The sequence below is a fragment of the Pantoea sp. E2023-21 genome, from assembly GCF_051302795.1.
Classification (GTDB): Bacteria; Pseudomonadota; Gammaproteobacteria; order Enterobacterales; family Enterobacteriaceae; genus Pantoea; species Pantoea ludwigii_A.
Map to the genome: position 1 here is coordinate 653295 of NZ_CP195345.1, position 17841 is coordinate 671135.

Annotated in this window: 14 protein-coding genes and 1 pseudogene; 6 read left to right on the forward strand and 9 right to left on the reverse strand. The window is 50.5% G+C overall.

What is annotated here, in order from left to right:
• Positions 1-245: 245 nt before the first annotated feature.
• Positions 246-1505: a diguanylate cyclase domain-containing protein gene (locus tag ACRQ84_RS21980; protein WP_483818526.1), complete on the reverse strand. Its 1260-nt coding sequence runs from the start codon at positions 1503-1505 to the stop codon at positions 246-248.
• 809 nt (positions 1506-2314) lie between these two features.
• Between ACRQ84_RS21980 and ACRQ84_RS21985 the strand changes: the two genes are divergently transcribed.
• The 4 genes from ACRQ84_RS21985 to ACRQ84_RS22000 all read left to right on the forward strand — a co-directional run bounded on the left by ACRQ84_RS21985 (position 2315) and on the right by ACRQ84_RS22000 (position 6342).
• Positions 2315-2575 (forward strand): hypothetical protein, encoded by a 261-nt coding sequence (locus ACRQ84_RS21985; protein WP_483818109.1) that lies wholly within the window; start codon positions 2315-2317, stop codon positions 2573-2575.
• A 600-nt stretch (positions 2576-3175) separates the two neighbouring features.
• Complete coding sequence (locus tag ACRQ84_RS21990; protein ID WP_483818110.1) at positions 3176-3445, forward strand: hypothetical protein; 270 nt, start codon at positions 3176-3178, stop codon at positions 3443-3445.
• A gap of 637 nt (positions 3446-4082) precedes the next feature.
• Positions 4083-4367, forward strand: coding sequence for a biofilm development regulator YmgB/AriR family protein (locus ACRQ84_RS21995; RefSeq protein WP_483818111.1), 285 nt, complete (start codon positions 4083-4085; stop codon positions 4365-4367).
• A gap of 1513 nt (positions 4368-5880) precedes the next feature.
• Positions 5881-6342: an OsmC family protein gene (locus tag ACRQ84_RS22000; protein WP_483818112.1), complete on the forward strand. Its 462-nt coding sequence runs from the start codon at positions 5881-5883 to the stop codon at positions 6340-6342.
• A gap of 1 nt (position 6343) precedes the next feature.
• Here the strand turns inward: ACRQ84_RS22000 and ACRQ84_RS22005 are convergent, their stop codons facing one another.
• From ACRQ84_RS22005 to ACRQ84_RS22020, 4 genes are all read right to left on the reverse strand, one after another.
• A complete protein-coding gene (locus ACRQ84_RS22005) occupies positions 6344-7420 on the reverse strand; it encodes a diguanylate cyclase (protein WP_483818113.1) in 1077 nt (358 codons plus the stop codon).
• Between the two features lie 176 nt (positions 7421-7596).
• Positions 7597-9432: a methyl-accepting chemotaxis protein gene (locus tag ACRQ84_RS22010; RefSeq protein WP_483818114.1), complete on the reverse strand. Its 1836-nt coding sequence runs from the start codon at positions 9430-9432 to the stop codon at positions 7597-7599.
• Between the two features lie 231 nt (positions 9433-9663).
• A complete protein-coding gene (locus ACRQ84_RS22015) occupies positions 9664-10056 on the reverse strand; it encodes an FAD synthase family protein (RefSeq protein WP_483818115.1) in 393 nt (130 codons plus the stop codon).
• A 412-nt stretch (positions 10057-10468) separates the two neighbouring features.
• Positions 10469-11518 (reverse strand): NAD(P)-dependent alcohol dehydrogenase, encoded by a 1050-nt coding sequence (locus ACRQ84_RS22020; protein ID WP_483818116.1) that lies wholly within the window; start codon positions 11516-11518, stop codon positions 10469-10471.
• A gap of 111 nt (positions 11519-11629) precedes the next feature.
• Between ACRQ84_RS22020 and ACRQ84_RS22025 the strand changes: the two genes are divergently transcribed.
• Positions 11630-12061, forward strand: a complete 432-nt coding sequence (locus ACRQ84_RS22025; protein ID WP_483818117.1) for a winged helix-turn-helix transcriptional regulator — start codon at positions 11630-11632, stop codon at positions 12059-12061.
• Here ACRQ84_RS22025 and ACRQ84_RS22030 read toward each other — a convergent pair.
• Positions 12003-12826 (reverse strand): annotated as a pseudogene (locus tag ACRQ84_RS22030) (helix-turn-helix transcriptional regulator). The gene ACRQ84_RS22025 and the pseudogene ACRQ84_RS22030 overlap by 59 nt on opposite strands.
• A gap of 103 nt (positions 12827-12929) precedes the next feature.
• On the opposite strand from ACRQ84_RS22030, the gene ACRQ84_RS22035 reads away from it, so the two are divergent.
• Complete coding sequence (locus tag ACRQ84_RS22035; RefSeq protein WP_483818118.1) at positions 12930-13817, forward strand: SDR family oxidoreductase; 888 nt, start codon at positions 12930-12932, stop codon at positions 13815-13817.
• A gap of 46 nt (positions 13818-13863) precedes the next feature.
• Here ACRQ84_RS22035 and ACRQ84_RS22040 read toward each other — a convergent pair whose 3' ends face one another.
• The 3 genes from ACRQ84_RS22040 to ACRQ84_RS22050 form a co-directional block, all read right to left on the reverse strand.
• The gene (locus tag ACRQ84_RS22040) at positions 13864-14685 is read right to left on the reverse strand and encodes a Cof-type HAD-IIB family hydrolase (protein WP_064741418.1); all 822 of its coding nucleotides are present in this window, start codon (positions 14683-14685) and stop codon (positions 13864-13866) included.
• Positions 14686-14944: 259 nt separating this feature from the next.
• Positions 14945-16165, reverse strand: a complete 1221-nt coding sequence (gene zigA, locus ACRQ84_RS22045; RefSeq protein WP_483818119.1) for a zinc metallochaperone GTPase ZigA — start codon at positions 16163-16165, stop codon at positions 14945-14947.
• A gap of 210 nt (positions 16166-16375) precedes the next feature.
• The gene (locus tag ACRQ84_RS22050) at positions 16376-17482 is read right to left on the reverse strand and encodes an ABC transporter substrate-binding protein (protein ID WP_483818120.1); all 1107 of its coding nucleotides are present in this window, start codon (positions 17480-17482) and stop codon (positions 16376-16378) included.
• Positions 17483-17841: the final 359 nt, after the last annotated feature.

The following is a 17841-nucleotide window of genomic DNA, read 5'->3' on the forward strand; positions in this document are numbered from 1 at the left end:
GCGGGATATTTAATACTTACCTCGTGAAAATTTATCACGCACGAAAACAATAAGAACCACTTGAGTAATCTTATATAACTTAAGTTAAATTATGCTATTTTTTGGCTATGGATTTGATTTAAATTTAATTCTGGCTGAATTAAAATTAATATTTATTCAAGAAATAATCATGCAATTTTTTTACTTACTTTAATTTATACGGTTATCTTGCTGCACTTCAGAGCAAGCAAGCGAAGCCGACTCGCCTAATCTTGCAACGGCAAGGTAGCAGGCTCGAAAAACTGATAAGACCCATCACGTCGTGCTTTCGCCTGATACATCGCCAAATCGGCATTTTCGAATAAGGTTTTGGCGGTGGCTTGCCCGAACTGTGCGAGGCTAATGCCGATAGCTGCCCCGATTTGTACTTCCACGTTATTGAGTATAAATGGCGCTTTCAGGCCATCAATGAGGCGCTGGGCGATGGCGGAAGCCGCCTCGCGATTGGAACATTTGGCTGCGACCACGAACTCATCTCCCCCCAGACGCGCGACCGAGTCGCCCGGACGCATGCAACTTTGTAGCCGTTCACTTACCCGTTGCAGCAACACATCCCCCACCGCGTGTCCCATTGAATCATTGACTGCCTTGAACCCATTGAGATCGATGAACAGAACCGTCGTATAGCAAAGGTCTTCGCCCTGCGCGAGCATGCCAAGCACCCTGTCGTTAATCCAGGCTCGATTGGGCAATCCCGTTAAGGTGTCGCGGGTAGCCAACTGCTCGAGCATCATCATCTTCTCTTTGTCACGCGTAATATCGCGCGAAACCAGCACTGCCCCGATGTTTTTGCCGGTAGAGGGATCGCTGACGCCGCAGGCCTTCGTGCCAAGCGTAATGTAGTGACCATGGCGATGTAGCTTGCGCACCTCGACAACGTCCGGCAGTTCAGCACCGTTGAAGATATTGACCAATACTTCCGTAGCGGGTGTACGGTCGTCGGGATGCAGAAAGTCCACCACTCGCTGGCCTACTATTTCAGCTGCTGACCAGCCAATCATTTCGCTGTAAGAAGGCGAGATCGAAACGTACCGGCCATCTGCATCGCAATGGGCGATCAGATCCGTGCTGTTTTCAATTAACAGACGGTATTCTGTCGCCGTACGCAGCGCGTCCTCAAGGGCTTTACGCTGTCCGGTAATATCCAGAACGAAGCCGCTGTACTGCAGACGAGATGCACCTGGCTGGCATGCTGGCAGGCCTGAAACAATCACATGCCGCATCGTCCCATCCAGGCAATTGATCGGCACTTCAATATGAAAGGATGTTTTAAATTCTAATGCTGCGGTCAGTTGCAGCGCGATCTTTGCATCTTCATCAGCCTGCGCGAATCTAAGCCATTCACTGAGGGTTATGCCTTTAAGTACTGGCATTAAGCCAGCAGGGCACTCCTGGCTAGCGATGCAAATGCCTTGTTCGTCCGTGGACCAAACGGCGGAGAGGGTAGGTTTGATCGCGATGTGCATGCTGATGGTTCCGTTATTTGCTGACGATGCTGTATACATTTCAAACTGCTTCCAAAACCCCGCAGGTGCTTCGGAAAGAATCTCTGATAAAGAGAATGGCTGGCACAAACGCCGTCGCTCGCTGCAGCCTGTTAAGCAACATTCTCCAGGGTGCCATTCAGCTACAGAGAGGACCAAAATCATCAATGGCCCATTGCAGTGCTAAGATGGCTGATCTGTGTTTATCGGCTGATTCAGCCACAATCTTTAATCCGCAGGGCATAATTGAAAAGAAGTGATTGATGTGAATGTATCTGTGCTTAACGTTTAGACAAGTCGTCATTCACATATGATGGACTGAAGACTTTTGGATTAATTTTCCCGTATTTTACGCAAAAATTGATGCGCTCAGCGCTATCCTTAATAAAAGCAGATCTCTACATCCATGACGTCTCATCAAACTACTTACCGATTCATGGCAATACCTTAAATAGGCTTGCATAGGCCAGGAATGTTCATTTCTCTTTAAAACTACAGTGAGTGCCAATATCAGGCAGGATAAACGAAGGTAACGCTTAATGAACGAATTCACCCGGCTCAAAACCTTAATATCTATACGGGTTTGCTCACTGCAATTATTACCTCTCCCAGACTGTCAAAGAGAGTTAAATCTGCCGCTGCCATCTAGTAACAAGCCGAAACAGTAACAGCTATAAAACATATTTAAATTTATGCTTATATGACTTTTAGGAATAAACCTTGAGCAATATTTTCCTTTGGGCCTACAGTTGGTGTTGAGGTTGTCATAAACGTTAAATGGAGGATGTATTATGTCTTTTCAACACGACGAGAAAGGCTACGTCATTATTGGCGAAGCGGCATTAAGCATCGCATTAGGTCAACGAGTGGTGAGTGTTCATTCGCTAATTGACGAACTTGACTATATGGCAAATGCTGGCGGCAGCGATGCACGGTTGTCTGATATTTCTGAAGCAAGCAACTGGCTGAAGAGTTTTGATGAGCCCGAGCGTGCTGTGCGACATGTGCCTTACCTGCAGACGCTTGCAGGCCTTAACGACGAGACGAACTGACGCCAAAGGACGTAGTCCGGCTCTGGCCGGAAGACGACGACGAAGATGACCTCAGCGGTCACGTTTAAACGTGTACCGGCCGGAGAATATGTCAGGGACGACACTCTCTACCCTATCAAATACCCTCTTGTCTCTTAAACGCGACTCCTAAACCAAACTGGCTGATTTCGTTTGATTAAACAGCGGATGGCGGTATGTGTATTTTTAGCTTTAGCGGTTTTAAATGACCTTCTGAAATTTACCTCATGTCAGCGCTATTGCAACTTTGTAAGGATGCATGCCCCTTACTTATTTTGGTAATATTTATTCGCTTATTAATGATGTTTGGATAAGAAATCTTGTAATTTTAGCTACCGTTTGGTTTGAAAACGATTTCAAATAAGGCCATAACAAATTGAGACTATTCTTTATAAAAAATGCGACATGTAAATAATGCTTTTTATTTAACTTACTTATCAACAAGTTGGAAGTAACCTTTCACTGTTACAAAGTTCGAAATAAAGGTATAAAATCACTGCCCTTGGATTTAGACAGGAACATGATGAGGTTTGTTACTACACTGTCCACTGTGGTTACCACAAATTTATTGGAGGAAACACAGTGTTATTTCATGATGAAGAACAAGGGCACATCATTATTGGCGAAGCAGTGTTTAACCTTGCCACCAGCCAGAAAGAAATCAACATTGATTCACTGATTACAGAGTTGGGCACCATGGCCGAATACGACGTTAGCGATTACAGACTTGCACAGATTGCTGAGGCAAGGCGCTGGCTAAAAAGCTTCGTCAATACGTCTCCACGAAATCGTGAAGAGTTACGCTGGCTTGCCGGATCCGGTCACGTACAGGCGCCAGGCAGAAATAGCTAAATAACGCCCGGCCTGATTCCATCAGAGGACGCGCCTCAGGGCGCTCCGTAATCAATCGACATCCTCCCTATCTCACTCCTGGCCTTTCATTTCCTACCGATAAATCCCCCTTTTGCGCGCAGACTTTCCCTTTGGAAGACAAGAAATGCCTATCTTTTCACCATTTACTCTACTGTAATTGATTGATAATAAAAGATAAGCATTTTTTCGCTAAAAACGCACCTGTACATAACAGTAATTTCTGTACAAGTTTTGGTATGTTGTCTAACTTTATGCTCAAACAGGTTCGACTCTATTTCAATCTCTTACGAGGTTCGCCTGCGTCCAGAGATGTCTAAATAGCCGGATAAAGCCAGCGGTATCGGGCATTATTCCCGCAAGTGAACGGCCCCAGCTCAGCAAGAAACTCTGGGTAAAATGGTTTTAGACATCCTGCAGGCAGACAAGAATCCTCGCCGTAAGACTATTGGGAGTAAAAAGACAGGTAATAACAGCAATATGTTCTAAATTTAACGCTGGATGGCTTTTCGGTGCTTGAACACAGATTTCTATCCTGAGTGCCCCGGGATGTGGGGCGTATAAAGTACAAGCTTAAGTAAATGTTGCTTCAGGAATATCTGACAAAAGGGGAGAGAAAATGCAACAAACTACACAGTTTACGTCCGGTGAAAAAGACGTCGCTCATCATCTCCACAATGCAGGTGACAAATTTTCTGCGGAAACAGCTATTGTCGACGCCGTAGTGCAACAGTTAGTTAGCCAGGGTATGAGCGTGACTAACAGTGCCATCATTTTGCGCCTCATTACGGAAATCGAGGTCACCTCTGATCCACTGCAACTTGATGTGCTACTCAACGCATTAAAAATCGTGGTCGGTTCTACCCCGGGTGAGGAAGATCGCTGGGCATACTTTTACTGGTAACTCATGAGCAGTGAAATCTCAGAGAACAGAGCGATGCATACATGCAAAATGGATGACTCGTTGAGGCGAGCTGGAGAGAGTTAACCCTGCGACTTCACACGTATTGGGTAATCTCACGCATGTCAGCTGAACGTCTTAGGGATGGCAGAGCATGGTATTCCGCGTATTTACGCTCAGTGCATCTGCTGCGCAAGTAGTCTAATGGCTCGTTCACAAACATCACGCCTCTCCACTCCGGCAGAGTGAACCTTCATCAGCTGCAGTTCAGCAATGAGTTGGTGAAGCTTAAGATGTTGGTCTGGTGTTAGCAGGCGAGTGACGGCTGCCCCAATGATGGCGTGGATGTCTTGCACAGTTGTGTCATCGCTCAAATGAACTCCAGATTTCAGTGGACATATATACAGTATACCATTAAATCTTTCTGACCAACATCCGACTAGACGAACATCTTAACTGGCGGGGATTTCATACCTCTCACCCCGCCGGAAACGTGGTGGTGGGCAAGATGTTTGGCCTTCATCGTCAGGCGTGCGGCCCACAACGATTTCAAGGCAATTGCACAGCACATCGAGTTAAAAGGCGTGCTCGTCGCGAGATCATGGCTTTTTCGGCTGGCAGTGCTTTTACGGCCTCGCCGATGCGAATATCGCAAACGTTTACTTCACCGCTGTTTTTCATGTAACGCTAAATCCACATAACGATGAACGCATTACCGCACGTTCAGCTCCCGTTCAGACAGTGTCATCAGCGGGTGATTCATGCTTTTCCTGAAATTGAGTTGCGCACCTGACATAAAATACAATCTCTGTTACTTATTAGATTTGCCTAAATTCTGTTGCCTAAAAACCTTATGCACTTATAAGACAATCAATAAGCCCCATATTAAAGTTACGCCATGTTATCAAAACTGGAACGCTTTATTAGGGCTAATTTAAAACCGATGAATATTCCTGATATGATTTATCTTACCGTGCAGGTATAGCAGGTAAAAAATTACCTCTGAAAGTGGAAATCCTTAACGCTTTCAGAGGCGATGCAAAGCATCATTCGTTACGTGCGGTGAGGACCGCCAGGTCAATTTATAGAAAATTTAAAAAAATGCACGGAAATTATTTTTTATTCACCCATTCAATACAGTCATTCATTTTACATGTTTATATTAATGAAACCGCTTCGTTTATTAATGACCTTAACGAACGTTAAAATATTTTGCCATGCCATAAACTTTCCCAATATCCGTGCCATCATATCTTTGAAAAAATAACGCCACCGTACGGTCACCCACGCTTTACTCATTAAAATGACGTTCAATATGGCTAACTTCAGCTGTGTCATCACTCTACTGTGATTGATGGATATCTGCAGCATCGCCACGCCCATTAGCAACGCCAGCGATGAAGCCGCCAGTTTGATCTCCCTCTGCGAGACGGAAAAAAGAAAATTTTGAGGATTTGGTAATAGGCGCTGCGTGATAGTCTGCTGCAGTAATGTTCATACGAAAGGAGCGTCAAAAATGGCAGCACAGGAACACCATTATCAGGTCACGGTGCGCTGGACAGGCAACCGCGGCAAAGGCACTGCTTCCTATACCGCTTACGATCGTAACGCTGAGCTGATTGCCGCAGGCAAAGAGACGGTGGCGCTGAGCGCCGACCCGGCGTTTCGCGGGGATGCAACGCGCTGGAACCCGGAGGAGTTGCTGCTGGCTTCGGCCTCAGCCTGCCACAAATTGTGGTATCTGCATCTGTGTTCTGACGCCGGCATTGTCGTAGAAGCGTATGAGGATGCGGCGGAAGGGACAATGATTGAAGGGACGCGTGGCCGGTTTACCCGCATCACGCTGAAACCGCGCATTACACTGCGCGATCCGGCGGATGCGGATCGCGCGCGTGAACTGCATCATCAAGCCCATGAGGCCTGTTTTATCGCTAACTCGCTGAACGTTCCTGTGTACTGCGAACCCGAATTCGGGTAATTCAGGCCGCGCCGGCAAGCGACGGTTGCCAAACGCGCACACCGTTGCGTCCGGCGCGTTTCACCTCATATAGCGCTTCATCAGCGTGGCGCAGCCAGTGACGAATCGACTCCGCATGGGCTGCCGACGCAATACCTATACTCACCGAACAACGATACTCTGCCGATGCCGGTAAGCGCACCTGCGCAATCTTTTCTCGCAAGCGTTGCGCCAGCGCCATCACTGATTCGTCGTTGGCATGATGTACAATCACGCCCAACTCATCGCCGCCAAAACGCGCAGGGATATCCTGTAATCCTACAGAATTGCGCAGCAGCGTGGAGATCTCCGCCAGCAAAAAATCTCCCGCTTCGTGCCCCCACGTATCGTTGACCGATTTGAAATAATCGAGATCCATCAGCAGCAAATAACCCGCGCTATCGCCGCGCCGCGTACTGAGAAATTCACTTTCCAGCCGCCGCTCAAACAGACGGCGATTAGGGATTTCCAGACCGGGATCCATTAGCGCAATGCGTTCCAGCTCGCGGTTACGTTTGCGCAGTTGCCAGGTGAGATTGTACGAGGTAACGCTCAGAACCAGCATGTAGCAGGTTGCTAGCGGCAAACTGAGCCAAACGGTTCGCAGACTGAATGTGAGATTGACGTCCGCACCATCTACCAACCAAACCAATATAAACGCGCAAAGAAACGCCTGCATTGCAGCAATCAATTGTGCAGGTCCGCCTGCGGCATAGCGATCGGATGCCAGCACCGCCATGATGATAAATGAGGGCAGCGGGCTCAACGCCATTAGCGCCACCCATATGCCGCCAAATGCGGCATCGAGCGTCAAGTTGTGCCGCTCGGTGGTCGTGGAATCTTCGGCACGCAGTGCGCGGCGATAGGCCAGCCACGGCCAGAGAAAAGCGTTCAAAAATAACAGGGCGCTAAACGCCAGGCCACGATCCCTCTCCATCATTACCGAGAGAATCGGGAAAAAACATAAAATCGTGCCGAGCTGGCGCATGATAAACATGCGGCGTACGAAGCGTTGAGAGCGCCGCTTCAAATGGCTATCGTCAGGTGAGTAATAGTTCATGCACGAGAGAGGTATCAGGGCGACAAGAATTGCAGTTTAACGGGAAAAAGTAGCAGCGGATCGCTTTATTTTAAGAATATTTACCTTGCGATTATGTGGCCGAACAAAAAGTCCACATTCCGCTTTAATCAAAGACAGTGGAAGACCATCTGGACCGACTTCCACTGTGACTTTTTCTAGCGAGCAGCACCCTGTAAGCGGAATTGTGCCACCAGCCGTTCCAGCATCATCGCCTGCTCTTCCAGCGAATTCGCCGAGTGGGAAGAGGCGCTAACCAGCGTGGCATTCTGTTGCGTGGTGGCATCGAGCTCGCCCACCGCACGGGCAATCTGCTCGATGCCGCGGCTCTGTTCATCTGACGCCGCTGAAATCTCTTCCATGATTTCATTCACGCGCGCGATGCTGCCGAGAATGTGGTCCATAGTTTCACCCGCGCGCGCCACTTGCTGGTGCCCGTTGCTGATGCGTCCGACTGATTCGCTGATGAGCTGCTCAATATCTTTCGCCGCACCGGCACTGCGCTGCGCCAGATTGCGTACTTCGCTGGCCACCACGGCAAAGCCTCGTCCCTGCTCGCCCGCTCGCGCCGCTTCCACCGCCGCGTTTAACGCAAGGATATTGGTCTGGAAAGCGATGCTGTTAATTACCGCGGTGATATCGGCGATCTTCTTCGAGCTTTCGGAAATTTCACCCATGGTGTTCACCACATCACGCACGGCGATGCCGCCTTTATTGGCGTTTTGCGAGGCCTCAGCGGCAATCTGACTTGCCTGACGCGCATTAGCGGCGTTGTTTTTCACCGTTGCGGTCAGCTGCTCCATGCTGGCAGCGGTTTCTACCACCGCCGCCGCTTGTTGTTCGGTGCGCGATGACAGATCAAGGTTACCCTGATTAATAGCGCTCGCCGCCTGCGACACGCTACTCACACTGGTCAGCACATCACCGATCATGCTGCGCAGTCGTTCATTCATGCGCCCCATTGCCGAGGTCAATTTGCCGAGTTCATCATGGCGATCGGTAGCAAACTGTGAACTGAGATCGCCATTGGCAATACGCTCTGCCAGTTCCAGGTTATGAAACACCGGACGTGTAATTTGGCGAATGATGTACCACGCCACCAAAATGCCAAACAGAATCGCCAGTCCACCAATCAGCAGCGACATCGCCGCTGAGCCGTTAGCCAGTTCATCATTGCGCGCTTTGACGATGGTAATAATCTGTTTGATGGCCGCACTGCTCTTATCGCCAGCGACTTTTACCGTATTCTCTGCAGCAACCAGCTGGCCATAAGCATCCGCCGCTTGCAGGCTGAGGCCTTTAAATTTTTCAGTATCCTGCCACAGCGCGGTAAATCCGCCCTGCTGCTCCGGCGGCAACTGCGCCAGCAACGCGTTCATACCCTGATCGGCCTGTTGGAAATGATTCTCCAGTGTTTTACGCAGCGCATCGCTGACGTTAAAACGCAGCGCCCAGGCTTCTTCGCGCACGTTGCTAATGGCGAAAAGCTGCTCATAAATTTGATTGGTGAGTTCAGGATGGGTAACGGGGGTGCGAATCAGTTGGGTGTAGCGCGAGGTCATGTCTTGCTGGCTTAAGGAATCGAGTTGCGCGCGCAGGCTATTGAGTTGCTGCGTGGCTTGCGTCATGGCGCCAATGCTGCTCTGGAAACTGGCGAGGTGCGTGCCGAGTTCATCCATCCGCACTCTGGCGCCATCCGACCATGAAAGCTGGTTCGCTTCGCGGGTGAGCTGCTGCGCATGTGTGACGTAATTCGCCATCACCTGACCGGATTTGTCATCGCCATAAAGATATTTGAGGCGATTAATTTTGGCCTGGAACACTTCGATGTTGATGTCATAAATCAGGTTGGTTTTCTGATAGATATCGTGAATAGCATTGAAGCGCTGCACGCTCAACCCAGTCGCCAGCGCCACTAACAACAGCACTATACCGAATCCTGCCGACAGCTTACGCGTGATGCGCACATTACGTAATCGGGATACCAGCCCCATGTTCCCTGCTCCTGCGTTTGTTGTTTTTGTAAAGTTTCTAAAGCAGTTATCGGAGCGGTGTGGGAAATGTTTATTAAGGATTGTGCGAAAAGTAATTGCAGGATGTGACGCGCCGCTGAAAACAGCAAATAGGTTTTTTAAGGCAAGCCCGCGGCGCTGACGGGTTGATAAACAAACAGGGCCCGATAACCGCATCAAACGCTGTGAATTAACGGCTTTTTAATTGAAGCGTTAATACTTTTTGATTACTTCAATCAAAGAGGTTGTCGATACTGAAGGGGTGCGTTCTAAATAGATGACTTCAGCGAGTGAAGAAAATTTATCAAACTTCCCTTTCCAGTCATCGCCCATCACCAAGGTATCGGCGTTATATTTTTTAATATAGTCAGCCTTCAATTCCAGCGATTCTTCCAGAAAAACCACATCGACATATTTAATTCCCGCGATAATCGACATTCTGTCATTTTCATCATAAACGGGACAGCGCCCTTTTTTGTGAAAGTTCAAGGCATCGGAAGAGACCCCAACGGCTAGCCAGTCACCCAGCTTTTTTGCGCGCTGTAAGATATGTAAATGCCCGACATGGAACACATCAAAGGTTCCAAAAGTGATAATTTTTTTCATGGCTATGATATCGATTATACGTTAAATCCCTATAGAGCAATTTACATGCCATAAAAATTAAGATTTATTTTCAATTGGATAGGAGTAAAACCTGTTTTAAGCGGAAGCAAAACTTCCACTAAAGCGGAAATGACTGATGCGGTTAAATAAGAAATCTCGAATGGATGGATTGCCAAAGTTGAGCATAAAAACCGCGTTTTTGCTGTTGAACCGGCTGGTCGCACCAGAGTTAAAGCAAGGTGCTATTAATTTAACACGTTAAAGTATGTTGTAACTATATGCGCTATTTATCTCTGGCGAGCTGATACAGCCGGTTAAGGGGTAAACCTCCATTATATCAATGCAATGAACATATTTACCCCGGCGATTTCAGGATGAAATCGCCTGCTTACAAGCGCAGGCGATAAGTGTTTTACCAATGGGTTGCTTGCATATCGATAACGAAACGGTACTTCACATCGCCCTTCAACATACGTGCGAAGGCCGTTTCGATCTCTTCACCAGCAATCAGTTCGATATCGGCAGTGATATTGTGCTGGCCACAGAAATCCAGCATTTCCTGGGTTTCCTGAATGCTACCAATCGACGATCCGCTAATGCTCAAGCGACGATTCACCATCGGCGTGACGTTAGGAGAGTGATGCGGTTGCTCAGGTATGCCGACCAGCACCAAGCGACCATTGGTTTTCAGCGTAGCAAGGTAAGGATCGAGATCGTGTGGTGCCGACACGCAGTCCACAATGAAATCCAGTGAAGTTTGCGCGGCAGCCATCTGCTCCGCATCGCGTGATACCACCACGCGCGTGGCGCCTAAGCGCAGCGCATCTTCACCTTTCGCCGGTGAAGTGGTGAACAGCGTCACTTCCGCGCCCATTGCGCTGGCCAGCTTAACAGCCATATGACCTAAGCCGCCCAAACCAACTACGCCAACTTTATCACCGGCCTTCACGTTAAAGTAACGCAGCGGCGACCATACGGTCACGCCCGCACAGAGCAGCGGCGCAACGCCAGCTAAGGGTAAAGTTTGCGGCACGGACACCACGAAGTGCTGATCGACCACTACATTTTGCGCGTATCCGCCCCACGTGCTGTCGCCAGTATATTTATCAATGCCGTTATACGTTGCGACAAAGCCAGATTCACAATACTGCTCTTCTTTCTGTTGGCAGAAATGACATTCACGGCAGGAATCGACCATCACGCCCACGCCGACAATATCGCCAGTGGTGAAATTCGTTACGTCCGCGCCGGTTTCCACTACGCGTCCAACGATTTCATGCCCCGGCACCAGCGGGTAACGACTTACCGCCCATTCGTTGCGTGCCATATGCAGGTCCGAATGGCATACCCCGCAATACAGAATTTCAATTTTGACATCCTGCTGCTGCAGCGGGCGCAGCGCGATTTGGCTGGAAGAGAGCGGTTTGGCCGCGTCGTGTGCGACTAATGCATTGATTTTCATAGTGCCTCCGAAATGAGCTGGCTATGGCTAGCTGAAGGCGGCAGACTATAGTGAACATGGTGCAAAATTGATAGTAGTTACCATTTGGTAACCACAGAGGAGACGCAAGCGATGCCCGCAATAGTTGACGGTAAACTGTTTTTTTATGCGAATTCGCCGCCGCGACGCTTGATGGATCTGTTTTCGGTGAAATGGAGCAGCATGGTTCTGCACGCTCTCTATCACTGGCCCAATCATCGCGCGCGCACCGGCGAGTTACAGCGCAGCCTGCAGGGGATTTCAAAGAAGATGCTGTTTCAGACGCTGAAAGAGCTGGAGCAACGCGGGCTGATTGCCCGCCACGTTTATGATGTGGTGCCGCCGAAAGTTGATTATCGCTTAACACCGCTTGGCATGACGTTTGCGGTGCCGATCGAGCAGATGTATCAGTGGGGACTGGAAAATCAGGCGGCGCTGGATGCGATGGAAGCCCACTATCGCGCCGCTACGGACACGCCATTAGCCGCGACACACAATCCCGATCGTGCTGCTGGCGCGGATTAAACACCACTAAACTTAGACCGGGCTTGCCTTCAACCGCGAAGGTGCTGTATTCCAGCTCCAACACGCCTTCATCAGGCAGCCACAGCTGTTTGATACCTTCGCCATGCTGACTCACTTCCTGCGATTGCCACAGCTGGCGGAAGGTATCGCTCATTTCGCACAGCTCATCCACCAGCGCGCGCACATGCTCGCTAGCACCGGTCCGCGCCACGTCCGCGCGGAAGTTGGCCACCATGCCACGCGTGACTTTATGCCAATCCGGTAGACGCTTTTTCATCTCTTCGTTCCGAAACATCATCAACAGGATATTACGCTGGGCGGGCGGCAGCTCGGCATAATCAACAAACACTTTGGTTGCTGCACGGTTCCACGCCACGACCTGCCATTCAGCTGTTTTGACCAGTGCAGGCGTGTTCTCCATGCTATCAAGTACGCGCTGTAGCGAAGGCGAAACATCCACGCCCGCTTGCCATGTCACGCCCGGCAGCCGATTCTGTGCCAGCAAAAACAGGTGATCGCGCTCGGCGGCACTGAGCTCTAACGCACGAGCTAAACGTTCCAGCACTTCTTCAGAGGGCGCCCCCCTCTGCCCTGCTCCAGCCAGGTATACCACGTGGTGCTGACGCAGGCGCGCACCGCCACTTCTTCCCGGCGCAGGCCCGGCGTCCGGCGGCGCAGCAAGGTGTAGCCGAGTTTCGCCGCGTCCAGGCGCTGGCGGCGTTCGCGCAGATAGTTGCCGAGCACATTGTCATCTTGCTGAGTCATGCCTTTATCCTGTTAGTGCATATACCTGTATAAGCTCACGACTTTTCGCCGTGTCGCAGCCTTTTATGATAGTGCTTCAACTTTGAAAAAGTGGAGCAGGAATATGCGAATTTTTGTGACCGGGGCGAGCGGTTTTATCGGTTCCGCCATTGTGAAAAAACTGCAGGCACGCGGTTATGAGGTGCAAGGTCTGGCGCGCAGCGAGGCTTCCGCAGAAAAACTGCAGCAGCAAGGTGTGCAGGTGATTCGCGGCGATTTGCAAGATCTCGTCGGGCTGCGCAAGGCGGTGGAACAGAGCGATGGCGTGATCCATGCCGGTTATATCCACGATTTCAGCCGTATGGATCATGCCGCCGACGTCGATCAACGCGCCATTCTGGCAATGGGTGACGTATTGGCAGGATCCGATCGACCGCTGATTGTCACCACCGGCACTGCGTTAGTGTCGCCAGGACGTCTCGCCACTGAACAGATTCGTCCGGCACCGGGTGCGCATCCACGTTCAAATTCTAACGTGGCCGCGCTGGCGCTAGCCAAAAGCGGTGTGCGTGTGGCGCTGGTGCGCTTACCGCCGACGGTGCATGGTGCCGGCGATCACGGTTTTATTCCGATGATTATTAATATGGCGAAAGAGAAAGGTGCCGCGGTGTATGTCGGTGATGGGGAGAATCGCTGGCCTGCGGTACATCGTGACGATGCAGCTGAGCTGTTTTGTCTCGCCGCTGAACGGGCTGAGCCTGGGGCGATTTTGCATGCGGTTCAGGAAGAAGGCGTGCCGTTCCGACAGATTGCCGAAACCATCGGCGCCGGATTAGCGTTACCGGTGAAAAGCCTGACGTCAGAAGAAGCCAAAGAGTGGTTAGGCTGGATGGCCTTTTTTGCCTCTACCGATAATCCGTCATCCAGCGCCTGGACGCGTCAGACGTTTAACTGGCAGCCGAGCGGGCCGGGGTTACTGCAGGATATGCGTGAGGCGGGATATTTCAGTTAAGCGCCGCTGAGATGACAGGTGCGCATTTTGCGCACCTGAAAATCTCTCAACCAAACGGGACTTCTCGCGCCAGAATGCGCGCAATCACGTTAAGCGCGCCTTCGTCATTATTGCTTTCGGTTCTGTAACGCGACACGGCGCTAACCGGGGCTGCAGCGTTCGCCATCGAGAAGCTGTAGCAAGCCTGACGCAGCATTTCGATGTCGTTGGCGCTGTCACCTACCGCCACCACTTCGCAATCATCGATGCCCCATTTTTCCTGCAGTAGCGCAATGCCGTGCGCTTTGTGGCAGCCGGGAATAATCAAGTCAACAAAACCAAAGCCACTGGATACCGGATGCATGATGTTTTCAATCGCGCCCAGTTCAGCGTGCAAACGCGCCATCAAGGCATCAACGCCTTCATGCGCCAGATTCAGTGAGAACTTAAAAATGGTGTCATCGATATCGTACAGGTTGTCGCGCTTTTCCAGACGATGATAATGATTCGCCAGCATGGCGATCACTTCGTCGGACATCGACGTGTGTACGTACGCACCGTTGCGGCCGCAGACCACCGTGCTGATGTCTGGCTCTTTAGCGAGAATATCAAGGATTTGATGCACGCGCTCCGGCGCCAGTTCACCGCAGAAGATCTCTTCATTGCTGTCAGAAACCCAGGCGCCGTTTTCCGCGACAAAAGCGATCTCATCTTTGATGTCAGGAAAGTAGCGCAGCAACTGATAATACTGATTGCCGCTGGCGACCACGAAACGAATGCCCTTCTCTTTCAGCAACGCGTACTGACGCGCAAAGCGCTGCGCGTTGTACTGTTTATTGTCATCGAGAAAAGTGCCATCCATATCCACCGCAATCATTTTTACTGCCATTTTGCTCTCCCGTTTGCTCATTCGGCTTTAAAAAGGTTTTGTTAAGCTTACTCGCGGTGTGGATTATTGAGAATGTTAATAATGAGTTTGTTAACCGCTTTCAGAGATTTCCAGTCCGTCTTTTACTGTAAAGCGGCGCCTTTTTCCCTGATCCAGGTACAGAATATGAGCACCGTTTGAGAGAGATAGCGCGGAAGGGATGGCGGTAACGTGATGAAAGGGTTAGGGAGACTGAGCAATCTCCCAATGATACACGCCATCAGTCAAACCAAGGCTGGAACGGATCGGGGAATCCAACCCAGTTATTGGGTCCGAGCGCCATTTCCTCATCCGTTAATAACGCGCTTTCCAGCCTCTCCCGCAGCGCGGTTTCATCCATTTCAATGCCGATAAACACCAGTTCCTGACGCGCGTCGCCGCTACCGTCAACCCAGTTCTCTAAGATGTATTCAAGGTTTTCCGCATCGTCCGGCCAGCGGTCTTTGGGTACGCTGGCCCACCACATGCCGGCCAATCCCTGACGTGAAACGCCGCCCGCCTGCGACCATGAACCGGCATGACGCGGACGACTGGCGAGCCAGAAGTAGCCTTTAGAACGCACCACGCCGCGCATCTCGTTTTCTATGACGTGAGAAAAGCGCATCGGATGGAACGGACGACGCGCGCGGAACACGAAGTTACGAATGCCGTACTCTTCCGTTTCGGGCGTGTGTTCGCCACGTAATTCCTGCAGCCAGCCTGGCGCCTGCGCGGCGGCATCAAAATCAAACAAACCGGTGTTGAGAACCTGATCCAGCCCCACTTTGCCGAATTCAGTGGTGATGACGTTGGCGCGCGGATTGAGCGACGTCAGGATCGCCATCAGTCGCGTTTTTTCCGTCTCGCTAATCAGGTCGGTTTTATTGAGAATCAGCACATCGCAGAACTCGATTTGATCGACCAGCAAATCCACCACCGTACGCTCATCTTCAGCGCCCAGCGATTCTCCACGTGATTGAATGCTTTCATTCGATTCATAGTCACGCAGGAAGTTAAAGCCATCGACCACCGTCACCATGGTGTCGAGCGAGGCGACTGCAGACAAACTTTGCCCGTCTTCATCGGCAAAGGTGAAGGTCTCCGCCACCGGCAGCGGTTCAGAAATGCCGGTTGATTCGATCACTAAGTGATCAAAGCGGCCCTCTTTTGCCAGGCGATTGACCTCCAACAGCAGATCTTCGCGCAGCGTGCAGCAGATGCAGCCGTTGCTCATTTCCACCAGCTTTTCGTCGGTACGTGACAGCTCTGCCCCGCCTTCGCGCACCAACGCGGCATCAATATTCACTTCTGACATATCATTGACGATCACCGCCACGCGGCGTCCTTCGCGGTTATTCAGAATATGGTTGAGCAGCGTGGTCTTGCCCGCGCCGAGAAAGCCAGAGAGCACAGTGACGGGAAGCTTTTTAAAACCATCGTGGGTTGGGGATAACGCGGACATAGTAACTCCTCTGAATGACAAGGTTCACAAGGCGTATAAGCATACGCGCAATGCTGTTTTTAGTTATGTTATAACATAACATCTAACCTTGTCATTGAGGAATGTTGATTGGTCGAGGGGTTACCATGAAACCCTTCACTCACCGCACATTGCGTAGCGGCGCCATTCATCGCGCAATGAATGGCGCCGCTACGATACTTATGTGACCGATTACAGGTTATTCGGGTAACTCAACGCGATCGCCTTATCCGGCAACGTCGTGAAGTTTTTAACGATAGTGCGGAAATCCGCGTTTGGCGTCAGATCGGCAAATTGTTGCGGATAGAGATCTTTCGCCAGAATTTCCATACCGATGATGTTGTACGGATGGTTATAGAAGTGGTGATATACGCCGTACACGCGGCCCTGCTTCACCGGCTCGATTTGTGCCAGGCCGGTGCGCTTCAGCAACGTCTGGAAGGTGGCTTTCACTTCCTGCGGCTGCACACCATAACCAAACGGCAGCACATTGGCATTCGGACGCTTTGAACCGGTCATGATGTACACATCCGGTTTCATCGCGATGATTTTTTCCAGCGCGACAAACCCGGCGTTGCCCGGCAGCAGTTCAGAACCGATATTTTTGCCGCCCACCGCTTCCACCAATCCGCCCCAGCCATTGTGGCTGTGCGTAAAGCAGCAGTTGTCACTGTTCCCGGCAATCGGTTCAATAAACACCGTCGGCTTATTTTTCACTTCCGCCACACCTTGGGTAATACGCGCGAATTTCTGCTGATAGAAATCGGTATAAGCCTTGGCCTGGGTTTCGCGGTTCAGCACTTTACCGATCAGCGTAACGCTCGGCGCGGTGTTCTGCGCGGGATGCAATTCATAATCCACGAACACCACCGGAATATGCAGATTCTGCAACGTATCGAGCACGCCCGATTGCTGTAACGCCGGTTTGGCGCGCAGCTGTGCAATCATCAAATCGGGTTTCTGCGCCAGCACGCTTTCGAGATTAACCTGACCCTGATCGTTAAAGCCCATATCGACAATTTTCGTCGCTTCTGGCCAGCGCCCTTTCAGTACATCCCAGGTTTGGGTGTCCTGTTTTTTCGGCAGATTATTCCACGCCACCACACGCTTAAAGGGATCGTCACGATCCAGCAGCGCCAGCGTCAAAATATCGCGGCCATCCTGCAGAATGATGTGTTGGGGTTCTTTATTAATGGTTTGCGTGTTGCCGTCCATATCGGTGACGGTCAGCGGATAGCTGGAGGCAGCCGCCGCCGTGGAAGCCAATAATCCCAATGCCAAAAGCAAGCGCGTTTTCATTCCATCACTCCGTGTTAAAAAGAATAGTTATTATTATCAATTACCTTAACACAACCTGAAGCGGCGAAAATAAACGCCTCTGGAATCAGTTGTAACGGATTTTTACCTGTAAACGACTGCGGTATTTCAGACAATTTTTGGCCTGACGTATTCAATGCCTGCAACAGCATCTGCGCCTTAATAATGTGGACGCTCAGCATGCCGATTTATTGTTGCCGGGTACGCCGCTGAGGGAGGATGATTTTTGCATCACAGATTAACTGAAAACAGCATTTTGATGAGGTATTAACCCATTCACAACCCCGCAGCGGTGCAATGAATTGCGCGTTTTTCAGCAAACATTCCGCCCAATAAAAAAA

Bases quoted from the DNA above. Each gene is read 5' to 3' on its own strand.
- ACRQ84_RS21980 (WP_483818526.1), bottom strand. From the start codon at position 1,505: ATGCACATCGCGATCAAACCTACCCTCTCCGCCGTTTGGTCCACGGAC.
- ACRQ84_RS21985 (WP_483818109.1), top strand. From the start codon at position 2,315: ATGTCTTTTCAACACGACGAGAAAGGCTACGTCATTATTGGCGAAGCG.
- ACRQ84_RS21995 (WP_483818111.1), top strand. From the start codon at position 4,083: ATGCAACAAACTACACAGTTTACGTCCGGTGAAAAAGACGTCGCTCAT.
- ACRQ84_RS22000 (WP_483818112.1), top strand. From the start codon at position 5,881: ATGGCAGCACAGGAACACCATTATCAGGTCACGGTGCGCTGGACAGGC.
- ACRQ84_RS22005 (WP_483818113.1), bottom strand. From the start codon at position 7,420: ATGAACTATTACTCACCTGACGATAGCCATTTGAAGCGGCGCTCTCAA.
- ACRQ84_RS22010 (WP_483818114.1), bottom strand. From the start codon at position 9,432: ATGGGGCTGGTATCCCGATTACGTAATGTGCGCATCACGCGTAAGCTG.
- ACRQ84_RS22015 (WP_483818115.1), bottom strand. From the start codon at position 10,056: ATGAAAAAAATTATCACTTTTGGAACCTTTGATGTGTTCCATGTCGGG.
- ACRQ84_RS22020 (WP_483818116.1), bottom strand. From the start codon at position 11,518: ATGAAAATCAATGCATTAGTCGCACACGACGCGGCCAAACCGCTCTCT.
- ACRQ84_RS22025 (WP_483818117.1), top strand. From the start codon at position 11,630: ATGCCCGCAATAGTTGACGGTAAACTGTTTTTTTATGCGAATTCGCCG.
- ACRQ84_RS22035 (WP_483818118.1), top strand. From the start codon at position 12,930: ATGCGAATTTTTGTGACCGGGGCGAGCGGTTTTATCGGTTCCGCCATT.
- ACRQ84_RS22040 (WP_064741418.1), bottom strand. From the start codon at position 14,685: ATGGCAGTAAAAATGATTGCGGTGGATATGGATGGCACTTTTCTCGAT.
- zigA (WP_483818119.1), bottom strand. From the start codon at position 16,165: ATGTCCGCGTTATCCCCAACCCACGATGGTTTTAAAAAGCTTCCCGTC.
- ACRQ84_RS22050 (WP_483818120.1), bottom strand. From the start codon at position 17,482: ATGAAAACGCGCTTGCTTTTGGCATTGGGATTATTGGCTTCCACGGCG.